We start from the raw sequence: 19,258 nt of genomic DNA, 5'->3' as shown, positions 1-19,258 counted from the left end.
CGGTGGTCACCTAACCCCAGATAGGACGTCGGCATAGGTCGATGATTCGCACACCGGCCACGTTGCTGATATGGCCTGCGAGCCCGATATCGGCGGTCCGCAAGGGAATGTGCACTGCTTGTTCGAGCAGCAGCTTCATGCTCAGACTTTCGGTGGATTCAGTCCCCGAGGTGTCGACAAGCGTTCCCCGTGGTGGATCCGATGCGATCGAAATCCACCACGGGGCGCAGCTGAGCGCGCGCTCTACCTGCCAGCCGCCGCGGACATCGCGGCGACGTCACGTTCCGGCTTGATCAGAAGCGCGCCGATCACTCCCGCGACGATCAGGATTCCCCCGAGCAGGGCGAAGCCTGACTGATAGCCCGCGAGCGGAGTCGCCGAGCCCGTCACGAAGCCACCCAGCATCAGCGGCGCGAGAACGCCACCCATGCTGTAGCAGGCGACGATGATGCCGATCACGGTGCCGCGCTGTGTCGCGGGGACGACGTCGGAGATCAGCGTCCACGCCACCCCCTGTGCCCCCACGACGAGGGCGGCTCCGACTACCAGCAGAGCGATCTGCAGCGGACCGCGTTCGGGAACCATCCACACCGAGGTGCTGAGGCCGCCCACCGTGACCAGTGCACAGGGCAGCAGACCTCGCGCGGCGCGCACACTCATGCCCCGCTTGGTCATCGCCCGGGAGACCGCGCCGAAGGCGATCATCAGCACCGCGCTGAGCAGGTACGTCAGCGAGACCAGCCAGCCGGCAGTCTTCGCGTCGTAGCCGGCGCCCTGTCGCAGCGCCAGCGGCAGCCAGCTGATCTTCGTTGCCGCTGTGCAGAAGGTGGCGAAGAACAGCACCGTGACCCCGATGACGGTGCCGGAGAACAGCAGCCGCCGGAACGGCACGTGCTCGGGCAGCAGGGCGATCGACGACTGCTGGTGCCCGGCCACCTCCGGGCCCTCGCGGCCGAGGAGCAGCCAGGCCACGACGAACAGCGCACCCGCCACCGCCGCGACCGCGAAGGCTGCATGCCAGTCGAAGCTGGTGATCAGTGCGGTGATTACCGGCGCGGCGACGACCGGGCCAACTGCGACGCCGGCGCCGACGATGGAGGTAGGCAGGGCCCGCTTCTCCGGGGCGAACCAGGTGTGGGTGACGCTGAAAGCCATGGCAGCGCTGGGCCCTTCGGCAAATCCCAGCAAAATCCGGGTGATGATCAGGACCGTGAAGCTGGTGCTCCAGATCATCGGGACCAGACTGAGGGTCCATAGAAGAGCGACGCCGCCGAGCAACCAGCGAGCCGGTACCTTGCCGACGAAGTACCCACCGAGGATGGCGCCGACGGCGAAGAGCCAGAAGAATGCGCTCTGCATGAGGCCGAACTGGCTGGCGTCGATGCGGAGATCCCGCATCATCTCGACACCGGCGAGGCCGACGATCGCCTTGTCAGCGTAGTTCAGCAGCAGGAATGTGAACAGCAGCACGACGATCGTCCAGGCCTGACGCCTGGTCACCGGGCCGCGCGCCGCGGCTTCCGGCTTTGCTGCCGGTGAAGACTGGTCAACAGTCATGAGCGACCTTCCTCGAATGAAGAGTTTATCGGAGGGGTGGGAGGCGAACCCACACGATTCCTGCCCGGCGCGGTGACGCTCACACGGGGCTTCGCCTCTCAAGAGTGAAGCACGCCACACCGACCGAAGCAAGAGCTATACCCGACTAACAATTAACTTAATCGTGTTCTTACAGTTAAATTGAAGATTATCTTTCGAACACCACTTCACTAATGGCGTTCTCGGACGCGCGCAGAGCCAGCCACGTGGGCCGCCGGGCGTTAAGGGCCCCCGGCGCCGCCGGGGGCCCTCCGTTGTGGGGCTGATCGCCGGTATTGCTACGCAATCACGCCTTGCGCCCGCAGTCCGGCGATGCGGCCGGGAACGTAACCGACTTCGGCGAGTACGTTTTCGGTGTCGGAGCCGATGACCGACGCGCGGGACGGCTCGGCGGCCGGGGTGCCGGAGAACCGCGGCGCGGGAGCGGGTTCGATTGCCCCGTCGGGGCCAGTCCTGAATGTGCCGCGCGCGTGGTTGTGTGGATGCCGAGGGGCTTCGGTCAGGGACAGGACGGGAGTCACACAGGCTCCCCTGCCGGCGAACACGCGCTCCCAGGCATCGCGATCGCGACTGCCGAAGACCTCGCCGAGAGTCTTGCGCATGGCTCGCCACGCGGTGCTGTCGCGTCGGTCGGCGAAGTCCGGGTCGTCCTCGAGTCGCAGAACCTGGAGCAGGGCCCCGTACGACCGCTCGTCCCCGATGCCGAGGGCGACGTGCCGGTCGTCGGCGCAGCGATAGACCCCGTAGCAGGGGCTGCCGCCGTCGATCGAGTTGCGTTCTCGTTCGTCTTCCCAGCCTCCCGCGTTGAGGAAACCGTGGATCATCGCCAGCAGCGTGGCCGAGCCGTCGGTCATCGCGGCGTCGACCACCTGGCCCCGTCCTGTGCTGCGCGCGCTGAGGATCCCGGCGAGCAGGCCAAAGGCCAACAGCATGCCACCGCCGCCCATGTCACCGATTAGGTTGAGCGGCACGACCGGCTCGTCGGCCGGCCCGATGGCGTGCAGGGCCCCGCTGAGGGCGATGAAGTTGATGTCGTGCCCCGGCTCGGCGGCCAAAGGACCATCCTGACCCCAGCCCGTCATCCGGCCGTAGGCCAACGCCGGGTTGCGCGCCAGCAGGGCATACGGTCCGATACCCAGACGCTCGGCGACTCCCGGGCGGAAGCCTTCGATCACGGCGTCCGCGGTGTCGATCAGCGCTAGTACGACGTCGGTGCCCTGCCCGTGCTTGAGGTCGATCGTGACCGAGCGCCGATTGCGGTGCAGGATCGGGTGGGGGTTGGGCTTCCCCGCGTCCTGTGGTCGGTCGATGCGGATTACCTCGGCACCGAGGTCGCCGAGCAGCATGCCGGCGAAGGGGCCGGGACCGATGCCTCCGAGTTCGACGACACGGATGCCGGACAGTGGCCCGCGGTGGGCCGTGGTTTTTCTAGGGGCGGTGGGAGTCATGGTGGGAGCTCTCGTTCGGAATTGGGCGTCGCCTCCGCACGGGAGTCAGGCGATCACGAATCGGGGCGCGCGCTTTTCCACGAAGGCGACACGCGCCTCCTCGGCGTCCGGGGAGGCCGCGCACGTGGCGAACTGCTCTGCTTCGAGGGGTAGATAGTCCCCCAGGGACAGGCTCGTGGCCGCCTGCAGGTTGCGCCGCGCCGCCGCGACGGCTGTGGGCGAGTGGGACGCGATCTCGGTAGCGGTGGCCATCACCCTCGCCGAAAGTTCCTCGGGCGGTAGCACGTCGTTGACCAGTCCCCAGTCGAGCAATTCGGTGCCGCGCAGTCTCGGGGAGAGCAGAAGCAACTCTTTCGCCCGGAGCGGCCCGACGAGCCGGGTCAGGTGCCACACACCGCCGAGGTCGCCGCCGAAGGCGACCTTGACGAACGCGGTGCTCATCACGGCCGTCGTCGAGGCGTACCGGAAGTCGCAGTTGAGCGCGAAGGACATCCCGGCGCCGGCGCAGCCACCGCGGATCTCCGCGATGGTCGGTGTGTTCATGTCGTGCATGCAGGTCACCAGACGCGTGTAGCGCATGAGCGACGTACGGCCCCGCAGGTGGTCACCCGCCGGGTATGGCGGCGGGTCGGTGTCGGCGTTGTCGCGTCCGACAGAGAAGTGGTCGCCGGTGCTGGTGATGACGACCGCCCGGATGCCACGGTCGTTCTCCGCCCGTTCGAGGGCGGCGAGCAGCCCGTCGGCCATCTCGATCGTGAAGGAGTTGCGGCGCTCGGGGCGGTTCATCGCGATCGTCGCGACACCGTTTTCTTCTCGGTATACGACCGTGTCGGTCATGGTTGTGTCCTCACTGCTGGAACGTCTGTGATGGGTGATGGAACCGGGCCGACACCGGCCGTCGTCGGTGTGCGCTGCGGAGGCGGTGCATCGGCGACGAGCCGCGCTCGCCACGTGCGCGCGATCCGCGGCATGTTCCAGGCGGCCACGGCGCGGGTGCGCCCGTCCGCGTCGAACTGCACGGCGGCGAACGGCCCTTCCTCCGGATCACCGTCGACGACCGTGAACCCGAGGTCACCCGAGATGCGCCCGTAGACCTGGATCCTGTTGTCGTACTGGTCTGTCCAGAAGTACGGGATCGGTGCGAACGGGATGCGGTGGCCGAGCAGCGTCCGGGCAGCCGCCATCCCCTGCTCTGTCGCGTTCATGCGGTGTTCGACGCGAATCCGGCCGAACCGAGGATGGATCCACGAGGCGACGTCGCCTGCGCCGACGATGCCGGGCGCGGCCTCGCAGCACTCGTCGCACAGCAGCCCGTCACCGACCGGCAGACCGCTGTCGCGCAGCCAGTCGACCGCAGGTACCGAGCCGATCGCGACTACGACAACCCGGGCGGGAGTCACCGTGCCGTCGTCGAGACGCACACCGGCAACCCGGCCGTGCTCTTCCGTGAAGCCGACGACTCCGGTGCCGCACCGCAGGTCCACTCCGCGGTCGATGTGCAGCCGGGCGACCCGGGCCGCCATACCGGCACCCAGTTGGCGCACCATCGGCGCGTCCAGCGGATCGACAATCGTTACAGCACACCCTAATTCTCGGGCAACCGCCGCGGCCTCGGCGCCCAGGAAGCCGGCGCCGACGACCACGACGGGCGGGCGCTCCTGCAGTGCCTCCCTGAGGTCCCACGCGTCGTCGAGACCGCGCAGCACGTGCACGCCGTCGAGGTCGTGTCCGAACGGAAGTCGCCGGGGCTGCACCCCGGTTGCGACGACCAGTCCGTCGAACGGTACTCGTGTGCCGTCGCCCAATTCGACGGTGCGCGCAGCCAGATCCAGGCGCTCCGCTCTGATACCCAGCAACCAATCCACGTCGAGGGCGTCGAGCGACTCCTGGGCGCGCAGAGCGACGCGCTCACGTTTCCACTCGCCGCGCAGGACCTGTTTGGACAGGGGCGGTCGGTCGTACGGGGCGTGCGGCTCGTCGCCGATCACCGTCAACCGCCCCTCGAAGCCGTCCCGGCGCAGTGTTTCGGCGGCGGTCAATCCCGCCGCCGATGCGCCGACGACGACGACATCTCGGAGTGTCATCGAATGTTCCTTCGGTTGGGTTCGCTCACGACGTTCAGCGCTCTCGTCTACAGGCTGAGGTCTTTGGCGATGATGGTCTTCATCACCTCGCTGGATCCGCCGTAAATGCGGTTGACGCGGATATCGGTGTACAGCCGGGCGATGGGGTATTCGCGCATGTAGCCGTAACCGCCGTGCAGTTGCAGGCACTTGTCGATCACCCGGCCGGCGGTCTCGGTCGCGAACAGCTTGATCCGCGCCGCGTCCGCCGGGGTCAGTTCCCCGACTGCCTCCAACTCGATACCCCGATCCACCAGTGCCTGCGAGGCCTCGACCTCTGTGGCGCACTCCGCCAGCACGAACTTCGTGTTCTGGAATGCCGCCACCGGCCGGCCGAAGACGACTCGTTCCTTGACGTACTCCTTGGCGTGTTCGATCGCGGCTGCGGCCCGTCCGGTGGCGTCGACGCCGACCAACAGGCGCTCACGAGGCAGATTCTGGCCCATGTAGGCGAACGCCTTGCCCTCCTCGCCGAGCAGATTTTCCACCGGCACAACGATGTCGGTGAAGGACAATTCATTGGTGTCGCTCGCCTTGAGGCCGATCTTGTCGAGATTGCGGCCGAATTCGAAGCCCGTGCTGTCGGTGGGCACGACCAGCAGGCTCAGGCCGGTGCGGCGGTCGTCCTCGGTCGGGAGTGAGGTGCGGGCGACCACGACGCACAGCTCGGAGTTGCGGGCACCGGAGATGAAGGTCTTCGCACCATTGAGCACATAGTGAGTGCCGTCCTCGGACAGCCGTGCGGAGGTCCGGATGCCTGCCAGATCCGAGCCGGTGCCCGGTTCGGTCATTGCGATGCACAGGACCGTATCGCCCGATGCGATCCCGGGCAGCCACCGCTTCTTCTGCTCCTCGGTGGCCAGGGTGAGTAGGTAGGGCAGGACCATCCCGGTGCTGAGCCCGTAGTGGCCGAGCATGATGACGGCGCGGGCGCTTTCCTCGGAGAGGATCGCCTGATACTTGAAGCTGACCTCGCCCGGGCCCCCGTATTCCTCGGGGATGCCGAAACCGGTGACGCCGATGTCACCGAGTTTGCTGAACAGATCGCGGGGCGGGTGGCCGGCTGCTTCCCAGTCCGGATAGTGGGGAACGACCTCCTTGGCGATGAAATCGCGGATCATCGTGCGGAATTCGTCGTGGTCGGTGTCGTAGACGGTGCGTTTCATGTCGGCTGCTCGTTTCGGGAAGTCGTTGGAAGGGTGGTGTCGCGGTCGGTGTATGCCGCGCGGAGTTCACGTTTGAGGATTTTTCCGGTGCCCGAGACCGGCATGGCGCCGACGAAGTCGACCGTGCGCGGCGCCTTGTAGCCCGCGATGAGGGTCTTGGTGTGAGCGCGCAGTTCTTCGGCAGTGACCGTGTGGCCCGGCCGCGGCACGATCACGGCGTGCACCCGCTCGCCCCAATCCGGGTCGGGGACGCCGATCACCGCACAGGACGCCACCGCCGGGTGGGCGGCCAGGGCATTCTCCACCTCCGCGGAGTACACGTTCTCACCACCGGTGATGATCATGTCCTTGAGGCGGTCGACGATGTAGAGGTAACCGGCCTCGTCGAGGTATCCCCCGTCGCCGGTGTGCATCCAGCCGTCCCGGAGTGCGGTCGCGGTGGCTTCCGGCTTGCGCCAGTACCCGGCCATGACGTGGTCGCCTCTGGTCACGACCTCGCCGATCTGGCCGGGAGGGAGGCGGTGACCGTCCGGGTCGACGACGGCGATCTCGACGGTGGGCGTGGCCCGGCCGACCGAGCGTAGTCGGGCGCCTCCGGTCCTGTGCTCGTCGCCGCCGAGGACGGTCAGCACGCCGGTCTCGGTCATCCCGTAGACGTGGACGAAGTTGATCGAGGGGAAGTGTTTCATTGCCAGGTCGAGCAGGCTTTGCGGGGTGCCCGATGCGCCGTACCCGATGAATTCGAGGCTGCTGACGTCGTAGGAGTCGAAGTCGGGGTGCTCGCAGAGCCTTTGGATCATGGCGGGAACGAGCGCACACCCGGTGACGCGGTGTTCGTCGATTGCGCCCAGTACGGCCTCCGGCGTGAAGGTGGGCAAGAACACCAGGGTGCCGCCGAGCAGGGTCTGGCCGTACCAACTGAGAAGGGCTCCGATGTGGAAGAGCGGTGCCGTGCACAGCGTGGCTCCGCCACGTTTCACCGACGACCCGGCGAGGTGGTAGCTCAGCAAGGAGGTCATGAAGGAGCGGTGGGTGACCATCACGCCCTTGGGTTTGCCGGTGGTGCCGCCGGTGTAGAGCAACATCGCCAGCTCGTCGCCGCCTCGATGGATGTGGGGAACCGGTGCCGCGCCGGCGACCAGTTCCTCGTAGGCGAGCATGCCCTCGGGGGTCGGCCCGGCGCCGCAGTAGATCAGGGTGCGTAGGCCGGGGGCTCGCTCACGCAGCTCGGGGCCGAAGTGTGCGAACGCGTCGTCGACGAACAGTACCTCGGTGCCGGAGTCGGTCAGCGCGTAGGCGATCTCAGCGGCGGACCATCGGGTGTTGATGGGGTTCGCCACTGCGCCGGCCCACCAGCTGGCGAAGAATACTTCGTGGTGGTGGGCGGAGTTCAGCGCCACGATGCCGACCCTGTTGCCGGTGCCGACGCCGATCCGCTGGAGTGCCCCGGCCAGTCGAGCCACCCTGTCGGCGACCTCTCGGGTGGTGCGGGAACAGTCGCCGTCGACGGTCATGACCTCATCGGGCCACTGCTCGAGTGCGCGGTGTAAGGCGTGGGTCAGATACATGACAACTCCCGCTGCGCCGTCCGGCGGAACCGTCGGATCGGATGGTGGTTGTGCGATAAGGGGTCCGCGGTCACTGGCCCGCACCCTCGAGTTGGATCAGTCGGGGGCGGATGGCCTCGGCCGACTTCGGGAACGACGCGGCGCCCATCAGTTCGGCCAGCTCGTCGACCGACCAGGGGCGGTCGGTGTCGACGGAGTGCGCGAGCGAGTAGCCGGCGTAGAGACCGACATGGCCTCCGGTGACGGAGAAGACCTGCCCTGTGAAGGGGCAGTCGGCGGTGGCCAGGTAGCCCACCAGTGACGACACATTCCTCGGGTGGAACCGGTCGAACGCGTCTTCGTCTTCCGGTGCGGCGACCGCCGCGGCCAGAATTGGTGCGGTCGTGACCATCGGCGTGCGCGCCGCCGGCGAGATCGCGTTGGCGCGGACCCCGAATCGGCCCAGTTCTTCTGCCGCGAGAACGGCCTGGATCGCCAGGCCTGCCTTCGCGGCGGCGTAGTTCCATTGGCCGACATTGCCGTGCAGGCCGGCGGCGGATGTCGTGTTGACGATCGAGCGGTCGGCCGACGCACCCGACCGACTCTGTTCACGCCAGAACCGTCCCGCCGCCCGGGTGAGCCCGAACGCACCCTTGAGGTGGACGTCGACCACGAGGTCGAACTGGTCCTCGGTCATGTTCCACAGCATGGCGTCACGCACGACCCCGGCGTTGTTCACGATGACGTGGAGGTCGCCGAAGGACTCGACCGCTGCTGCCACGAGCTGCTCTCCGGTGGTCATATCAGCAACGGAGCCCTCGACCGCGACGGCTTCCCCTCCGGCGGAACGGATCTCGTCAACCACGGCCTGTGCGCCATGCAGATCGTTCACGACGACCGTGGCGCCTTCGGCGGCGAGTAGCAACGCGTGCTCGCGTCCCAGGCCGCCGCCGGCACCGGTGACGACGGCCACGCGATTGTGCAACTGTCCCATGGTTTTTACTCTCTTTCTGCGGGGGAACGACCGACACGACCGGTCGGTCTTCCCGTGGGATGGTCTAGGTGGTGCCCGGTTCGGCCCGTCGGGAACGCGGACGGATCGCCGCCTCCTGGGTGACGGAAGCGACCAACGCGCCGTCCCGGGTCCAGAATTCACCGAGGTTGAAACCCCTCCCGTCCACTGTCGACGTGCTGCGCTGAGCGAACAGCAGCCACTCGTCCGCACGGAAAGGGCGGTGGAACCACATCGCGTGGTCGAGGGAGGACAACATCATCTTCGAGGGCTCGGCCCGGATCGGGTAAAGCAGCTCGATGTCCAGGACCGCCGTCTGGGGCAGCGTGATATCGGAGCAGTAGGTGAGTGCGCACGCGTGCAGCAGGGGGTCGTCGGGCATCGATTCTTTCGTCCGGAACCACACCGCCTGACGTAGCTGGCCACCGTCCTGCGCCCACGTCGCACCACCAGGCGACAGCGGGGCGATGCGCATCGCGGTCACCTGCGCGTACTTGGCAATCCGGTAAGCCGCGGGTTTGATCTCGGACCAGTATTCGAAGGCGTCGGCCAGATCGTCGGGCGGCAGCACCTGCGGCATCCGCGTCTGTCGTTCGGCCCCTGCCTCCGGGCGCTTGAAAGATGCGGTCAGGGTAAAGATCGGTTGTCCCTGTTGGATTGCGGTCACCCTACGGGCCGAGTAGCTGCGCCCGTCGCGCATGCGTTCGACTGTGTAGTCGACGGGCCGGTCGGTGTCCCCGCCTCGAAGGAAGTATCCGTGCAGCGAATGCACCGTGCGGTCCGGGTCGACGGTATGCCCGGCCGCAGCGAGGGCCTGGGCCGCGATCTGTCCTCCCATCGCTCGCATCGGTGAACCGCCATGACACCATCCCTGGAAGCGATCGGGGTCCGAGCGCTCGAGGCTGAGGAACTCGATCAAGCCGGCACCGTTTCGGGTGTCCCCCGGCCCGGCAGGCCGAGTGCCACCCGGCTGCACCGACGTCGTGGGCATCGTCACGTCTCTGCTCGCTCACCGAGTTCGATGGCGACCGCCGGGCACAGCCGGGCGGCCTCCCGGATCTGGTCGTGCAACTCGGCGGGCGCGTTGTCGACCAGCAGAACCGCGACACCGTCCTCGTCGCGCTGGTCGAACACGTCGGGGGCCGCGAGCACGCACTGCCCGCCACCGACGCACTTGTCTTCGTCAATGTGGATTTTCATCATTGTGGTCCTTTCGTGTCACCAGGTCACCAACAGTCGATGCACCCCGTAGATCGACATGTCGTCTTTGAAGGCGACATTCTCGAGTGGCTCGGCGAGCGCCAGTGTGGGAATTCGGCGGAACAGCGTGCCGAACACGACCTGCAGTTCGACGCGCGCCAACTGCTGCCCCAGGCACTGGTGGACACCGAAGCCGAACGCAAGGTGGTGACGGGCCTGACGGGTGATGTCGAGGGCGTCCGGTCCGGACACGCCTTCGTCGTGAAACGCGAGGGCATCGCGGTTGCCGGAATCGAGGGACAGGACGACACCGTCGCCGCGTCGGATGAGAGTCCCGGCGATCTCCATGTCCTCGCTGGCGACCCGGCGCAGACCGCTGTGCACGATGGTCAGGTACCGGAGCAACTCTTCGACCGCGCCGGCCAGTAGTGCCGGGTCGCCGCTCGTGCGGAGCAACTCCACCTGGTCCGGCCTGCCGAGCAGCGCGGCCGTGCCGAGCGCGATCATGTTCGCGGAGGTCTCGTGGCCGGCGGTCAGTAGCAGCAGACCCATCCGTGCCACCTCTTCGCGGGTCATCAAGCCCGGGACGAGCTGCTCCACGGCGAGGCGGCTGAGCACGTCGTCACCCGGATTCACGCTCTTGGCGTCGACCAGCCCGGCGATGAACTCGATCAGTTCCTCCGCTGCCGCGGTGGTCTGCTCCGGCGTCGATGCCTTGGCGACGAACACCTTGCTCAGTCGCTGAAACACGTCGTGGTCGGCGTACGGCACCCCGAGCAGCTCGCAGATCATCAGCGACGGCACCGGGAGCGCGAAGGCCTCCACCAGGTCGACCGGCTTAGGCCCGGCGAGCAGCTCGGTGATGAGCGCGTCCACGATCTCCTGGATGTGCTCGCGCAACGCCTGCATCCGCTTCGCGGTGAAGTCGCGGGCCAGTACTCGTCGGGGATCGTCGTGCGCGGGACCGTCCATCTGGAAGAACGTCTTCGCGCGCGCCCGGCGGGCCCTGATGGCGGCCGAGGAGTGGGGGTAGCCCGGATTGTCGGTGTCGGCGCTGATCGCGGAGTGACTGAGCACGGCGCGGATGTCTTCGTGCCGGGTCACGAGCCAGGGCTCGCTGCCGTCCCAGATCCGCACCCGTCTGAGGGCCCCTTCACGGCGCCACTCCGCGAGCGTCGCCGGCGGGTCGAAGGGGCACCGGGCGACATCGCGGTGCATCGGAAATGCCGTGGCTTCGGTGGTGTCGAGCATTGGAACTCTCCTGTCACGAGCGAGCTCACTCGCCAATCGGTTGATACTCGAACCATACTTCACTTACTGCGTTCTATGTCAAGGCCTGAAGCAGGAATCCGAGCCGCATATTTCGCCTCTTACCGGCCACGAACGAGAGGCTCCCGCCGCTCGTCCGACGCTGCGATCGGATCTAACACTGAATTACATACTGATGCGGCGACGCCTGCGGCCGAGCGTTGACGCAGGTCGGCGGCGAATTTCACGAACGCCCTTGACAGGCCCGCGTCCGATCACCGAAAGTGAATCATCGTTAGAGTGAAAGGGAGATCGAAATGAATCACAGAGTGTTGGTTGCCGGTGTCGGCATGGCGCCGTTCAGCAAACCGAGCGCCGCAGACTCCTACGACTTCCAAGGTCCGAGGGCGATCACGTCCGCCCTTAAGGACGCTGGGCTGACCTATGACCGGGTGCAGCAGGTCTACGCCGGATATGTTTATGGCGATTCGACCAGTGGTCAGCGAGTCGTGTACCAGCTCGGCAAGACCGGGATCCCGGTGCTGAACGTCAACAACAACTGCGCCTCCGGATCTTCGGCGTTGTGGCTGGCCCGCCAAGCGGTCGAATCCGGTGCCGTCGACTGCGCACTCGCCGTCGGCTTCGAGCAGATGCCACCCGGCGCCCTGAGCGCGAAGTGGACCGATCGGCCCGCCCCGCTGAGCGACTTCGTCGCGGCACTGGGCGAGATCTACGACATCGATCCCGACGTTCCCATGACTCCGCAATACTTTGCCGCGGCCGGCCTCGAGTACTTGCAGAAGTACGGTGGCAGTGCGGACACCTTCGCCGCGGTGGCGGTCAAAGCCCGCAGCCACGCCGCGAACAACCCGTATGCGGTGTTCCGGGATCCGGTCACCTTGACCGACGTGCTCGACTCCCCCCGGATCGCGGGACTGCTGACCCGGCTGCAATGCTGCCCGCCCACCTGCGGCGCCGCCGCAGCAGTGATCTGCTCGGACGAGTTCGCCCGAGCGAACGGACTGACCCCGAGGGTTGCCATCGCGGCGCAGACCCTACAGTCCGACGCCGACGACCTCTTCGCGAAGAAGAGCGCGATGTCGCTGGTCGGCACGGATGTGACCCGGAGGGCCGCCCGGGATGTGTACCAGCAGGCAGGTGTCGACCCCCGCGACATCGCGGTCGTCGAACTGCACGACTGCTTCACCGTCAACGAGGTGCTCTCCTACGAGGCGCTCGGCCTGTGCGACGAGGGCGGGGCCGAGAAGTTCATCCTCGAGGGCGAGAACACCTACGGCGGCAGGGTGGTCACCAACCCCTCCGGCGGTCTGCTGTCCAAGGGACATCCGCTGGGGGCCACCGGTCTCGCCCAGACCGCCGAGATCACCTGGCAACTGCGCGGCGAGGCGGGCGATCGACAGGTCGAGAACGCCACCCTGGGCCTCCAGCACAACCTCGGCCTCGGCACCGCAGGTGTGATCACGCTGTTCGAAAGGTTGTCCTGAACCATGCCCATCGACCCGACGATCGTCGGCACCCGTACCCCCGAGTTCCAGACCACAGCCGAACGCGGCCGGTTGCGCTCCTTCGCGCAGGCGACCGGACAACCCGATCCGGCGTACACCGACCTCGACGCCGCCCGGTTGGCGGGTTACCGCGATCTCCTGATCCCGGCGACGTTCCTGTTCTGCCTCGAGATGGACAACCCCGACCGGCACCGATTCCTCGCCGACCTCGGAGTCGACATGCGCGCAATCCTGCACGGAGGACAGCGATTCCACTACCACGCCCAGGCGTACGCCGGTGACACCCTGACCTTCTGGACCGAGGTGACCGACGTCTACGACAAGAAGGGCGGTGCCCTCGACTTCATCGTCCGCGACACCCACGTCAGCCGTGACGGCACCCCCATCGCAACGCTGACGAGCACCATCGTCGTCCGCGACCCGAAGGCGGCCGCATGAACACCGCATACCTGACCGCGGGAGACACCTTCTCCCTCGACTGCCCCACGATCACCCGCACGACCCTCGCCCTGTACGCCGGCGCCTCCGGGGACCACAACCCGGTCCACATCGACATCGACGCCTGCCACGCCGTCGGAATCGAGGACGTCTTCGCCCACGGAATGCTGTCGATGGCCTACCTGGGCCGGTTGCTGACCGCGACGTTCCCGCAAGACCGCCTCTGCAGCTTCGAGGTTCGATTCACCGCGATCACACCGGTGAACACCACACCGACCTGCACGGGCACCGTCGCCAAGGTCGAGGACGGCCTCGCCCACCTCGATCTCAGTGTCGCCCTTCCCGACGGAACGGTCACCCTCTCGGGCACCGCCGTCGTCACCACCCACTGATTCGACCAACGCAAGGACTCCCCATCATGAAAACCCTGGACGGCAACGTCGCACTCATCTCCGGCTCCGGGCGCGGCATCGGCCGCGAAGTCGCACTCAAACTGGCCGCCGAAGGCGCCAGCGTCGTCGTCAACGACGTCGACAAGGAACCCGCCGACGAGACCGTCGCCGACATCGTGTCCGCCGGCGGAAAGGCGGTGGCCTGCATCGGTTCGGTCACCGACCACGACTTCGCCGACCGCTTCGTCGCAACCGCCACCGACACCTTCGGTGGGCTCGACATCATCGTCAACAACGCCGGCTACATCATGGACAACGTCATCCAGAAGATGACCGACGACCAGTGGCAGAACGTCCTCGACGTACACCTGCAGGCGCCGTTCCGGATTCTGCGCGCCGCCCAGCCCTACATCAAGGCGAACCCGACCGATCGCCACCGCAAGGTCGTCAACGTCTCCTCCGTCTCCGGTGTCTACGGAAACCCCGGGCAGGCCAACTACGCTGCCGCCAAGGCCGGGGTCATCGGGCTCACCAAGACCCTCGCCAAGGAGTGGGGCCGCTACAAGGTCAACGTCAACGCCGTCGCCTTCGGGTTCATCCTCACCCGCATGACCGAGTCCGTCGCCGGCGACGACACCTACGTCGAAATCGAAGGCCGCAAGATCAAGGTCGGGGTCAGTCAGGACATCATGAGCGCGGTCAAGCGCACCAACCCCCTCGGCAGGCCGGGCACACCCGCCGAGGCCGCCGGCGCTGTCTACGCGCTCTGCCTGCAGGAGACGAATTACGTCTCCGGCCAATGCCTTACCGTCGACGCCGGCTCCCGCTGATCTGCGTGCCGACCACCGTCCCGAAACCCTCACCGGCCCACCGGGCCCCTCACTCCCTCGGAGACCATCATGCGTGATGCCGTCATCGTCGACGCGGTACGCACCGCCGTCGGCAAAAGGAACGGATCACTGGCGAAGCATCACTCCGCCACCCTGTCCGCCCACGTCCTCACCGCACTCGCCGAACGCAACCATCTGGACCCCGCCGTCGTCGACGATGTCGTCTGGGGCTGCGCCATCGGCGTCGGTATGCAGAGCGGCTGCATCGGCCGCGCCGCCGTCCTCGCCGCCGGTTGGCCCGAATCGGTTCCCGGCCTGACCATCGACCGCCAGTGCGGATCCTCCCAACAGGCGGTACACCAGGCCGCGGCCGGGGTCGTCGCCGGCCAGTACGACGTCGCCGTGGCCGGTGGCGTCGAGATCATGAGCGCCGTGCCGGCAAGCGCCACTCTCGCCGACGGCCAGTTCGGCCAGCCCTTCGGCCCCGACGTGTGGAAGCGCTACGACGACAGACGATTCCATCAGGGTGTGGGTGCGCAAATGATCGCCGCCGAGTACGGAATCACCCGCACCGAGATGGACCAGCACGCCCTCGACTCGCACGCCCGCGCCGCCCGGGCGATCGACGAAGGACGCTTCAAGGACCAGATCGCGCCCATCACGGTGACCGGCGACAACGGCGCCGAACACACCTTCGACACCGACGAGGGCGTGCGGCGCGGCTCCACCCTCGAAACCCTCGGCGGACTCGCGCCTGCCTTCGGTGAGGGTGGCACCATCACCGCGGGCAACGCCTCACAGATCTCCGACGGCGCCGGCGCATTGCTGATCACCACCAGCGAGTTCGCCCGCGCGCAGGGTTGGACGCCGATTGCCCGCATCCACACCGCGGTGGTCGCCGGCACCGACCCCGTGACCATGCTCAAAGGTCCCATCCCCGCCACCGCCAAGGTATTGAAGAAGAGTGGGCTGACGCTCGACGACATCGGAGTGTTCGAGATCAACGAGGCCTTCGCCTCGGTCACGCTCGCCTGGCTGCGCGAGACCGGCGCGGACTACACCCAGATGAACCCGAACGGCGGAGCGATGGCCATCGGACACCCCGTCGGCGGATCCGGCGCCCGGATCATGACCACACTGGTCCACCACATGCGCGAACAGGGCATCCGCTACGGACTGCAGTCGATGTGCGAGGGCGGCGGCATGGCCAACGCCACCATCCTGGAGCTGCTGTCGTGACCGCGGCACGGACCGCCCTGGTCACCGGAGCAGCACGCGGCATCGGCCGCCGGATCGCCGTGAACCTCGCCAAGGACGGATACGCCGTCGCGGTCGTCGACACCGACTTCGACGGGTACCGCGAGTTCGCAGCCGACGACGAAACCACCAGCGTCATCGACGAACTCGAAAGTCACGGCGCGCCGGTCATCGCCGCCGAAGCCAGCACCACCGACGTCGACGCGATGAACGAACTCGGGACGCGCATCCTCGACGAATGGTCGGCGCTCGGCGCGCTGGTCTGCAACGCAGGCGGCGGATCCGGGGCCTTCGACGGCAACCGGGCCTCCGCGATCGACCTCGACGACCTCGACAACGTCCTGCGCCGAAACCTGCACGGGACCATCACCACCGTCGGCGCTGCGCTGCCCGCGCTACGGCGCGCCACCGATCCCTCGATCGTCACCATGGGGTCGATCACCGGGGTCGAAGCCAAATCCACCGGCACCTACGCCCACTACGGCATCACCAAGGCAGCAGTGATGCACTACACCCGCTACCTCGCCAACGACCTTGCCCCGGAAGGCATCCGGGTCAATTGTGTGGCACCCGGACTCATCGCCACCGGTCGCGCCCAGCACCGGCTGCGTGAGCGCGCCGACTCCGGGGACGAGATCCTCGCGCGGATCGGGTCCCCGGACGACGTCGCCGAAGCGGTCCGCTTCCTCGTCTCGCCCGCCTCCGCGTACATGTCCGGGCAGATCCTGCCCCTGTGGCGGCCTCTGGTGGCCGATCAGCGATGAATCGACTCGAAAGGAACACCACCATGGGCACCACCGCGCCCTACGACTACACCCATCTGGAGATCGACCAGCGGGACGGCGTCCTCACGGTCCGCCTCGACCGACCGGACGACTACAACGCCATCAACCACGACCTGCACACCGAGCTCATCGCCCTGTGGGGACAGATCCGTCGCGACCGGCAGGTGCGGGCAGTGGTCCTGACCGGCAACGGGCGAGCGTTCTCGGCCGGCGGGAACCTCAAGGGCCCGCGGATGAGCGCCGGCCCCGAACTCGACGCCTTCTTCCAGGACGCCCGCTCCATCATCATCGAACTGCTCGAACTCCCCCAGCCGATCATCGCCGCCGTGAACGGCCCCGCCATCGGACTCGGGGCGACCCTCGCCCTGATGTGCGACGTGGTGTACGCCTCCACCGACGCCGTCATCGCCGACCCGCACGTGACTGTCGGCGTGGTCGCCGGCGACGGCGGTGTGGTGGCCTGGCCGTGGCTGACCGGCATGGCCCGGGCCAAGGAATACCTGCTCACCGGCGACAAGGTCGGTGCGGTCGAAGCCGAACGGATCGGGCTGGTCAACCGGGTCATCGAGCCGAGTGCGCTGCTCGATCAGGCTCACGCCCTCGCGCACCGGCTGGCCGAGAGCCCCGTGCGTGCCGTCCAAGGCACCAAGGCGGCGCTGAACATCATTCTCCGGGACACCGCGAACCTCGTCCTCGACACCGCGCTGGCCACCGAGAAGGAGTGCTTCGCCTCCGGCGACCACGCCCGCGCCGTCGAGGCCTTCCTCGCCGAGCGGGAGACCCTCAAGGCCGCGGCCCGGACCCCGGCCTGATCCGTGCCCCGCTGTGACGAAAGAGGTAACACCCCCATGATGTCGTTGGATCAGGTCGAAGAAGCGCAGAGCCTGTGCGCAGTCTTTCAGGCCACGGTCACCACCTGCGCCGACCAGGTCGCTCTCCGCACCGCCGAGGGCGACCGGACCGTCAGCTGGCGGGCCTACGGTGAGCAGGTGCGGCAGATCGCCGCCGGCCTGGCAAAGCTGGGAGTCCGGCGCGGGGACACGGTGGCGATCATGCTCACCAACCGGCCCGAGTTCCACCTCGTCGACACCGCCGTGATGCACCTGGGTGCGACGGCGTTCTCCATCTACAACACCTTCACCCCGGAACAGATCGCGCAGCTCTTCGCCAGCGCCCACAACCAGATCGTCGTCACCGAAGCACAGTTCATCGACAAGATCCGGCAGGCCGGCGCCGTCCATCCGATCGGGCACATCGTGTGTGTCGACGGCACCGGCCCCGACACGACCTCCTTGGACGGCCTCATCGCCCAGGGAGACTCGGACTTCGACTTCGAAGCCCGCTGGCGAGCGGTCCGCCGCGAGGACCTGCTGGCGCTGATCTTCACCTCCGGCACCACCGGAGCGCCGAAGGGCGTCGAACTCACGCACGCGAACGTCCTGTTCGCCGTCGCGGCGAAGGTCGCGCACCAGCAAGAGGTCCTCGGCAGCGACGTCACCGAACGCGTCCTGTCCTACCTTCCCGACGCCAACCTCGCCAACCGCTTCGCCGCCCACTACGTGCCCATGGCCAGCGGTGCCACCGTGACCGACGTCCGCGACGGCAGAACCGTTCTGCAGGTCTTCCAGGACGTGCACCCGACGACGTTCATGGGCGTTCCGATGATCTGGTATCGGCTCAAGGCGATGATCGACGCCGCCGTCGCCGAATCGGACCAACCCGTCCGTGACCAGGCCGCCTCGGCGCTGTCGGTCAGCCTCGACAAGGTTCGGCGCGAACTCGCCGGGCAACCCGTGCCCGCGCGGCTCGCCGCTGACCACGAGGTCGCCGACCGAGCCGTGCTCGGGCCGCTACGCCGTCGGTTCGGAATCGATCATCTCGGGTTCGCCACCTCCGGTGGCGCCCCGATCTCCCCGGAGGCGCTCGAATTCTTCCTCGCGCTCGGTGTCCCGGTGTGCGAGGTCTACGGCCTGACCGAGAGCGCCGCGTCCGGTATCGCTAACCACCCGAATCGAATCCGGATCGGCACGGTCGGTCAACCGCGGCCCGGTGTCGAGGTCGCACTCGCTCCCGACGGTGAACTGCTGTTGCGCAGCGTCGGTGTGATGCGGGGATACCGCAACGATCCGGTCAAGACGGGCGAGGCCCTCGACGCCGAGGGGTGGTTGCACACCGGAGATGTCGCCACCATCGACGCCGACGGCTATGTCACCATCGTCGACCGCAAGAAGGACATGATCATCAACTCCTCGGGGAAGAATTTGGCCCCGGCGAACATCGAGAATGCGATCAAGCTCGAGTGCCCGCTGCTCGGATCCGTCGTCGCGGTCGGCGACGGTAGGCCTCACATCGTCGCGCTGCTCATCCTCGATCCGGACCAGGCCGGCGTCTTCGCCGAGACCCACGCAATCGAGGACCGACGCCCGGTAGCACTTGCCGACGACCCCCGGATCCTCGCCGCGATAGCCGACGGGGTCGCGCGCGGCAATGCCCGCCTCTCCCGGGTCGAGCAGGTGCGCGCCTACACCGTGCTCCCTACGTTCTGGGAGGCCAATGGGGAGGAACTCACCGCGACCACCAAGGTGCGCCGCAAACTTGTCCACCAGAAGTACGCCGCCCAGATCGACGCCCTGTACACCCCGACGGCGGCGGCCGGGCAGCGCACCTGATCCGGCGATGCTCTCCGTACC

The 19,258-nt window shown here is 67.3% G+C and carries 19 protein-coding genes; 8 read left to right on the top strand and 11 right to left on the bottom strand.

Annotated elements, in window-relative coordinates; genetic code table 11:
* Window positions 1-10: 10 nt before the first annotated feature.
* From BLV94_RS51660 to BLV94_RS44655, 11 genes are all read right to left on the bottom strand, one after another.
* Window positions 11-139: a hypothetical protein gene (locus tag BLV94_RS51660; protein ID WP_255314979.1), complete on the bottom strand. Its 129-nt coding sequence runs from the start codon at window positions 137-139 to the stop codon at window positions 11-13.
* Between the two features lie 104 nt (window positions 140-243).
* Window positions 244-1,557: an MFS transporter gene (locus tag BLV94_RS44700; RefSeq protein ID WP_083395864.1), complete on the bottom strand. Its 1,314-nt coding sequence runs from the start codon at window positions 1,555-1,557 to the stop codon at window positions 244-246.
* A 317-nt stretch (window positions 1,558-1,874) separates the two neighbouring features.
* Window positions 1,875-3,044, bottom strand: coding sequence for a CaiB/BaiF CoA transferase family protein (locus tag BLV94_RS44695; protein ID WP_072943238.1), 1,170 nt, complete (start codon window positions 3,042-3,044; stop codon window positions 1,875-1,877).
* 45 nt (window positions 3,045-3,089) lie between these two features.
* The gene (locus BLV94_RS44690; protein ID WP_072943237.1) at window positions 3,090-3,881 is read right to left on the bottom strand and encodes an enoyl-CoA hydratase/isomerase family protein; all 792 of its coding nucleotides are present in this window, start codon (window positions 3,879-3,881) and stop codon (window positions 3,090-3,092) included.
* The gene (locus BLV94_RS44685) at window positions 3,878-5,128 is read right to left on the bottom strand and encodes an NAD(P)/FAD-dependent oxidoreductase (protein WP_072943236.1); all 1,251 of its coding nucleotides are present in this window, start codon (window positions 5,126-5,128) and stop codon (window positions 3,878-3,880) included. The genes BLV94_RS44690 and BLV94_RS44685 overlap by 4 nt, the downstream gene beginning before the upstream one ends.
* Window positions 5,129-5,175: 47 nt before the next feature.
* Entirely contained in the window at window positions 5,176-6,333 is a 1,158-nt protein-coding gene (locus BLV94_RS44680) for an acyl-CoA dehydrogenase family protein (protein WP_072943235.1), read from the bottom strand.
* The gene (locus BLV94_RS44675; protein WP_072943234.1) at window positions 6,330-7,901 is read right to left on the bottom strand and encodes an acyl-CoA synthetase; all 1,572 of its coding nucleotides are present in this window, start codon (window positions 7,899-7,901) and stop codon (window positions 6,330-6,332) included. The genes BLV94_RS44680 and BLV94_RS44675 overlap by 4 nt, the downstream gene beginning before the upstream one ends.
* Window positions 7,902-7,971: 70 nt before the next feature.
* Window positions 7,972-8,874, bottom strand: a complete 903-nt coding sequence (locus BLV94_RS44670) for an SDR family NAD(P)-dependent oxidoreductase (protein WP_072943233.1) — start codon at window positions 8,872-8,874, stop codon at window positions 7,972-7,974.
* Window positions 8,875-8,938: 64 nt separating this feature from the next.
* Entirely contained in the window at window positions 8,939-9,730 is a 792-nt protein-coding gene (locus BLV94_RS44665; RefSeq protein ID WP_241031239.1) for an acyl-CoA thioesterase, read from the bottom strand.
* A 155-nt stretch (window positions 9,731-9,885) separates the two neighbouring features.
* A complete protein-coding gene (locus BLV94_RS44660) occupies window positions 9,886-10,092 on the bottom strand; it encodes a ferredoxin (protein ID WP_072943341.1) in 207 nt (68 codons plus the stop codon).
* A gap of 18 nt (window positions 10,093-10,110) precedes the next feature.
* Window positions 10,111-11,343 (bottom strand): cytochrome P450, encoded by a 1,233-nt coding sequence (locus tag BLV94_RS44655; RefSeq protein ID WP_072943231.1) that lies wholly within the window; start codon window positions 11,341-11,343, stop codon window positions 10,111-10,113.
* A 314-nt stretch (window positions 11,344-11,657) separates the two neighbouring features.
* Here BLV94_RS44655 and BLV94_RS44650 point away from each other — a divergent pair, with 314 nt between their 5' ends.
* The 8 genes from BLV94_RS44650 to BLV94_RS44615 all read left to right on the top strand — a co-directional run bounded on the left by BLV94_RS44650 (window position 11,658) and on the right by BLV94_RS44615 (window position 19,237).
* On the top strand, window positions 11,658-12,845 hold the full coding sequence (locus BLV94_RS44650; RefSeq protein WP_072943229.1) for a lipid-transfer protein: 1,188 nt from the start codon (window positions 11,658-11,660) through the stop codon (window positions 12,843-12,845).
* Window positions 12,846-12,848: 3 nt separating this feature from the next.
* Window positions 12,849-13,304 carry a MaoC family dehydratase N-terminal domain-containing protein gene (locus BLV94_RS44645; protein ID WP_072943227.1) on the top strand — a complete coding sequence of 152 codons (456 nt, stop codon included), beginning with the start codon at window positions 12,849-12,851 and terminating at the stop codon, window positions 13,302-13,304.
* Entirely contained in the window at window positions 13,301-13,696 is a 396-nt protein-coding gene (locus tag BLV94_RS44640; RefSeq protein WP_072943224.1) for a MaoC/PaaZ C-terminal domain-containing protein, read from the top strand. Before BLV94_RS44645 ends, BLV94_RS44640 begins: the two co-directional genes overlap by 4 nt.
* Window positions 13,697-13,722: 26 nt before the next feature.
* Entirely contained in the window at window positions 13,723-14,526 is an 804-nt protein-coding gene (locus BLV94_RS44635) for an SDR family NAD(P)-dependent oxidoreductase (RefSeq protein ID WP_072943222.1), read from the top strand.
* Window positions 14,527-14,595: 69 nt separating this feature from the next.
* The gene (locus tag BLV94_RS44630) at window positions 14,596-15,765 is read left to right on the top strand and encodes a thiolase family protein (protein WP_072943220.1); all 1,170 of its coding nucleotides are present in this window, start codon (window positions 14,596-14,598) and stop codon (window positions 15,763-15,765) included.
* Window positions 15,762-16,547: an SDR family NAD(P)-dependent oxidoreductase gene (locus tag BLV94_RS44625; RefSeq protein WP_072943216.1), complete on the top strand. Its 786-nt coding sequence runs from the start codon at window positions 15,762-15,764 to the stop codon at window positions 16,545-16,547. Before BLV94_RS44630 ends, BLV94_RS44625 begins: the two co-directional genes overlap by 4 nt.
* A 23-nt stretch (window positions 16,548-16,570) precedes the next feature.
* Window positions 16,571-17,380 carry an enoyl-CoA hydratase/isomerase family protein gene (locus BLV94_RS44620; protein ID WP_072943215.1) on the top strand — a complete coding sequence of 270 codons (810 nt, stop codon included), beginning with the start codon at window positions 16,571-16,573 and terminating at the stop codon, window positions 17,378-17,380.
* Between the two features lie 36 nt (window positions 17,381-17,416).
* Complete coding sequence (locus BLV94_RS44615; protein ID WP_072943213.1) at window positions 17,417-19,237, top strand: AMP-dependent synthetase/ligase; 1,821 nt, start codon at window positions 17,417-17,419, stop codon at window positions 19,235-19,237.
* Window positions 19,238-19,258: the final 21 nt, after the last annotated feature.

This window comes from Rhodococcus koreensis (assembly GCF_900105905.1).
GTDB lineage: Bacteria > Actinomycetota > Actinomycetes > Mycobacteriales > Mycobacteriaceae > Rhodococcus_F > Rhodococcus_F koreensis.
This window is presented reverse-complemented; position numbering and strand designations above follow the sequence as displayed.

Coding starts and splice junctions, on each gene's coding strand:
- BLV94_RS44640 (WP_072943224.1), top strand. CDS start 13,301: ATGAACACCGCATACCTGACCGCGGGAGACACCTTCTCCCTCGACTGC.
- BLV94_RS51660 (WP_255314979.1), bottom strand. CDS start 139: ATGAAGCTGCTGCTCGAACAAGCAGTGCACATTCCCTTGCGGACCGCC.
- BLV94_RS44670 (WP_072943233.1), bottom strand. CDS start 8,874: ATGGGACAGTTGCACAATCGCGTGGCCGTCGTCACCGGTGCCGGCGGC.
- BLV94_RS44695 (WP_072943238.1), bottom strand. CDS start 3,044: ATGACTCCCACCGCCCCTAGAAAAACCACGGCCCACCGCGGGCCACTG.
- BLV94_RS44615 (WP_072943213.1), top strand. CDS start 17,417: ATGATGTCGTTGGATCAGGTCGAAGAAGCGCAGAGCCTGTGCGCAGTC.
- BLV94_RS44620 (WP_072943215.1), top strand. CDS start 16,571: ATGGGCACCACCGCGCCCTACGACTACACCCATCTGGAGATCGACCAG.
- BLV94_RS44700 (WP_083395864.1), bottom strand. CDS start 1,557: ATGACTGTTGACCAGTCTTCACCGGCAGCAAAGCCGGAAGCCGCGGCG.
- BLV94_RS44650 (WP_072943229.1), top strand. CDS start 11,658: ATGAATCACAGAGTGTTGGTTGCCGGTGTCGGCATGGCGCCGTTCAGC.
- BLV94_RS44665 (WP_241031239.1), bottom strand. CDS start 9,730: ATGGGAGGACAGATCGCGGCCCAGGCCCTCGCTGCGGCCGGGCATACC.
- BLV94_RS44645 (WP_072943227.1), top strand. CDS start 12,849: ATGCCCATCGACCCGACGATCGTCGGCACCCGTACCCCCGAGTTCCAG.
- BLV94_RS44675 (WP_072943234.1), bottom strand. CDS start 7,901: ATGTATCTGACCCACGCCTTACACCGCGCACTCGAGCAGTGGCCCGAT.
- BLV94_RS44685 (WP_072943236.1), bottom strand. CDS start 5,128: ATGACACTCCGAGATGTCGTCGTCGTCGGCGCATCGGCGGCGGGATTG.
- BLV94_RS44680 (WP_072943235.1), bottom strand. CDS start 6,333: ATGAAACGCACCGTCTACGACACCGACCACGACGAATTCCGCACGATG.
- BLV94_RS44655 (WP_072943231.1), bottom strand. CDS start 11,343: ATGCTCGACACCACCGAAGCCACGGCATTTCCGATGCACCGCGATGTC.
- BLV94_RS44690 (WP_072943237.1), bottom strand. CDS start 3,881: ATGACCGACACGGTCGTATACCGAGAAGAAAACGGTGTCGCGACGATC.
- BLV94_RS44635 (WP_072943222.1), top strand. CDS start 13,723: ATGAAAACCCTGGACGGCAACGTCGCACTCATCTCCGGCTCCGGGCGC.
- BLV94_RS44660 (WP_072943341.1), bottom strand. CDS start 10,092: ATGAAAATCCACATTGACGAAGACAAGTGCGTCGGTGGCGGGCAGTGC.
- BLV94_RS44630 (WP_072943220.1), top strand. CDS start 14,596: ATGCGTGATGCCGTCATCGTCGACGCGGTACGCACCGCCGTCGGCAAA.